The 536-nt window shown below is 66.4% G+C and carries 1 protein-coding gene; it reads left to right on the top strand.

Annotated elements, in window-relative coordinates; translation table 11 throughout:
- Positions 1–224: 224 nt before the first annotated feature.
- Positions 225–536 (top strand): hypothetical protein (locus D7V88_RS43540; protein ID WP_158625298.1); only part of this gene is annotated, 312 nt, incomplete at its 3' end.

Here is a 536-nt window from a genome sequence, read left to right as displayed (position 1 = left end):
TCCTCCCGCAGTGCCATGCGTTGTCCGGGCGCCCGGACAACGACTGCCGGAAGCAGTGTTCCTTCCAACCCCTGAGGCCTTCCTTTCCGGCCCCAATCCACCCCAGCGCTCATTCGAATGCATCAGGGGCCCAAGGCGCGCGGCCGTCCCGTCCCAGAGTGCGCCCTCTGTCATTCCGCACTAATTACGGAGCAATTTGCACTAATTAGTGCTAGACTCCAGGCATGCCCCAGCCCCTTCCGCACACGAACTTCCAAGCTGCGCGCGCACACGACAGCCTGGCCGAAACCGTTCCGACGTTCTTCCTCCTCACCCAACTGCTTGTCGGCTCCACTGCCGCATCGGCCTCCGCCCTGCGCGTGTCCCCTGGCCTCATTGTCGCCGACCTTCAGTGCATCGCGGCGCAGGCCCTCGCTGCCTCCAACGTCGCATCGGCGACGGCCGCGCCCCCGACGCTTCACGCCGAGGTGTTCGCCCCTACGGCCCTCGCCTGTGAAGGCTTCTGCCAGGCCCTCCGTGCCGACGGCCTCACGGTC

Source organism: Corallococcus terminator (genome assembly GCF_003611635.1).
Classification (GTDB): Bacteria; Myxococcota; Myxococcia; order Myxococcales; family Myxococcaceae; genus Corallococcus; species Corallococcus terminator.
This window is presented reverse-complemented; position numbering and strand designations above follow the sequence as displayed.